Origin of the sequence: Nostocoides japonicum T1-X7 (genome assembly GCF_001046855.1) — a bacterium.
Classification (GTDB): Bacteria; Actinomycetota; Actinomycetes; order Actinomycetales; family Dermatophilaceae; genus Nostocoides; species Nostocoides japonicum.
Genome location: NZ_HF570958.1, coordinates 4,544,191 through 4,547,097, shown reverse-complemented (window position 1 = coordinate 4,547,097; position 2,907 = coordinate 4,544,191). Strand labels below are relative to the sequence as shown.

Sequence of the window (2,907 nt, the reverse complement as noted above, 5' to 3'; positions counted from 1 at the left end):
CACCGCGCGGGTCCTGCCCCTCGTCCTCGTCGCCCTCCTCGCGATGGCCGTGCCGACGAACCTCGCCGGCTGGGGGCCGCGCGAGGGGGTGGCGGCGTGGGCGTTCGCCGCGGCCGGCCTCGGCGCGGCGCAGGGGCTCGCGACGGCGGTGGCATACGGCCTCCTCGTCTTCGTCTCCTGCCTCCCGGGAGCGCTCGTCGTCCTGTGGTCCGGGCTGCGCCGTCGGCCCGCCGGCCGGCCGGCGCCCGACGACCTCGCCCCGGTCCTCGTCAGTGGCGGCGTGGCCCGTGGCTGACCGCCCGTACACGGTGCTCAGCGCCGCGATGTCCCTCGACGGGTTCCTCGACGCGGGCACGTCCGAGCGGCTCATCCTCTCCACGCCGGCCGACCTCGAGCGGGTCGACGCGCTCCGGGCGACGTGCGACGCGATCCTCGTCGGCGCCGCGACGGTCCGCCGCGACAACCCGCGGCTCCTCGTCCGGGCCCCGGGTCGCCGGGCCGACCGGATCGCGCAGGGGCTGCCGGACTCGCCGGCCAAGGTCACCGTCACCGGCTCCGGCGATCTCGACCCCGACGCCGCGTTCTTCACCGCGGGCACGACCGAGCGGCTCGTCTACTGCCCGCCGGACCTCGTCGGCGACTGCGCGCGACGGCTCGGCGACCGGGCGACCGTCGTCGGCGTGGACGGTCCGGGCGTCCTCGTCGACGTGCTCGCCGACCTCGCGGGCCGTGGGGTGCGCCGGCTGCTCGTCGAGGGCGGCGGGCGCGTCCACACGCAGCTGCTGACCGGCGGCCTCGCCGACGAGTTGCGGCTCGCGGTCGCCCCGTTCTTCGTCGGCAACCCGACCGCCACCCGCCTCGCCGGTGACGGCGGCTACCCCTGGTGCCCCGACCATCGGGCTCGGCTCGTCGACGCGGCGCGGCTCGACGACCTCGCCGTGCTCCGGTATGCCCTGTCCGACCGGTTCGAGGAGTCCTGACCCTCATGACCTCCGCACCGCGCCGCGAGCCGCCGTCGACGGGTCCTCCGGTGGCGACGATCCGCAGCCAGCTCACCGTGCCCCTCGTCGTCGGCGACGGGTTCGCGACGACGGCGCGGTTGCTCACCTTCCACGGCCTCGTCGACGGGGCGGAGCACGTCGCCCTCGCACTGGGGAGTCAGGCGCGTCCCCGGCCGACCTCGACCGACGGCGACCCGCCCCTCGTCCGGCTGCACAGCGAGTGCCTCACCGGTGACGTCTTCGGCAGCGAGCGCTGCGACTGCGGCCCGCAGCTGCACGAGGCGGTCCGTCGCATCGACGCCGTCGGGGGCTACCTGCTCTACCTCCGGCAGGAGGGGCGCGGGATCGGGCTGTACGCCAAGCTCGACGCATACGGCCTGCAGGACGCCGGCCTCGACACGTATGCCGCGAACGTCGCCCTCGGCTACGAGGAGGACGCGCGTGACTACACCGTCGCGGCCCAGATGCTCGCGGCGATGGGCGTGACCCGCCTCGCCCTCCTGTCCAACAATCCCGACAAGGCCGAGCAGCTGGCCCGCCTCGGTGTCGAGGTCGTCGCCCGTGTTCCGACCGACGTGCACGTGAGCGACGCGAACGCCCGGTACCTCGCGGCGAAGGCCCTCCACGCGGCGCACACCATCGACCTGCCCGGCCTGCGGCGCGACGGCCGCCGCTGACCCGCGGGTCCCGCGCCGGCCACTGGGACCGAGGGCTACGAGGCGTAGCTCTCGGCGAGGGCGACGAGGGAGGCGACCCCCCAGCCGGTGCCGCCCTTGGGGGTGTACCCCTTCGGGGCGCCGGCGTTGTAGGCGGGCCCGGCCATGTCGACGTGCGCCCACGGGATGCCCTCGCCGACGAACTCCTGGAGGAAGATCCCTGCGGTGAGCATGCCGCCGGCCCGACTGCCCTTGTGGGCGATGTCGGCGAACGGGGTGTCGAGCTGGGGGCGGTAGTCGACCGGGAGCGGCATGACCCACATCGCCTCACCGACGCCGGACGCCGCGGACCGCAGCCTCGTCGTGAAGGCCTCGTCGTTGCCCATGAGCCCGGCGATGTCGTCGCCGAGGGCGATGACCTGCATACCGGTCAGCGTCGCGATGTCGACGAGGGCGTCCGGCGTCCTCTCCGACGCGAGGCACATGCCGTCGGCGAGGACCATGCGGCCCTCGGCGTCGGGGTCGAGGACCTCGACCGTCGTGCCGTTGCGCATCGTCACGACGTCACTGGGCCGCTGCGCGCCTCCGCTGATCATGTTCTCGGCGAGACACAGGTAGCCGGTGACCGCCACGCGGAGCCCGAGCTCGGCAGCCGCCAGGACCGCGGCGGCCACCGCGGCGGCACCGGCCATGTCGCTCTTCATGTGCTCCATGCCCTCGATGGGCTTGATGCGGTAGCCGCCGGTGTCGAAGGTGATCCCCTTGCCGACGTAGGCGATCCGCGCCTTCGGCCGGGCCGGCGCATACGACAGGGTGACGATCCGCGGCGGGTTGTCCGAGCCCTGCCCGACGCCGAGGATGCCGCCGCAGCCGGCCTTGCGGAGGGCGTCCTCGTCCATGACGGAGAAGCTCACCTTGGCCTTGGACGCGCGCACCTCGGACCGGACGCGGTCGGCGAACGAGTCCGGTCGCAGGAGGTTCGGCGGGGTGTTGACGAGATCGGCCGCCCACGCCCGCCGGGCGCCGAGGACCGCCGCCCGTTCGACAGCCCCCCGCAGCGCCGCCGCCTTCGAACCCGTCACGACGGTGATCTCGGGTCCGGCGTCGGCCGTGCCGGCGCCCTTGGGGTCGTAGCGGTAGGCGCCGGCATACGCCCCCTCGGCCGACGCTCCGACGGCCGCCGGGTCATCGCCGGCCAGCGCGAGCGCGACGGTGCTCGCCGTCTTCCCCACGGCGCGCAGCGCGGCGCC

At 74.9% G+C, this 2,907-nt stretch carries 3 protein-coding genes and 1 pseudogene; 3 read left to right on the top strand and 1 reads right to left on the bottom strand.

Going from position 1 to position 2,907, the window contains the following annotated elements; translation table 11 throughout:
• The 3 genes and pseudogenes from BN12_RS20645 to BN12_RS20635 all read left to right on the top strand — a co-directional run.
• Positions 1-295 (top strand): annotated as a pseudogene (locus tag BN12_RS20645) (hypothetical protein); the annotation flags it as partial.
• Positions 288-980 carry a RibD family protein gene (locus BN12_RS20640; protein WP_048556684.1) on the top strand — a complete coding sequence of 231 codons (693 nt, stop codon included), beginning with the start codon at positions 288-290 and terminating at the stop codon, positions 978-980. The pseudogene BN12_RS20645 and the gene BN12_RS20640, both read left to right, overlap by 8 nt.
• Positions 981-985: 5 nt before the next feature.
• Positions 986-1,678: a GTP cyclohydrolase II gene (locus tag BN12_RS20635; protein WP_048555407.1), complete on the top strand. Its 693-nt coding sequence runs from the start codon at positions 986-988 to the stop codon at positions 1,676-1,678.
• A 35-nt stretch (positions 1,679-1,713) separates the two neighbouring features.
• Here BN12_RS20635 and BN12_RS20630 read toward each other — a convergent pair.
• Positions 1,714-2,907, bottom strand: a 1,194-nt coding sequence (locus BN12_RS20630; RefSeq protein WP_048555404.1) for a leucyl aminopeptidase, incomplete at its 5' end; no start/stop codon positions are given.

Bases quoted from the DNA above. Each gene is read 5' to 3' on its own strand.
- BN12_RS20635 (WP_048555407.1), top strand. From the start codon at position 986: ATGACCTCCGCACCGCGCCGCGAGCCGCCGTCGACGGGTCCTCCGGTG.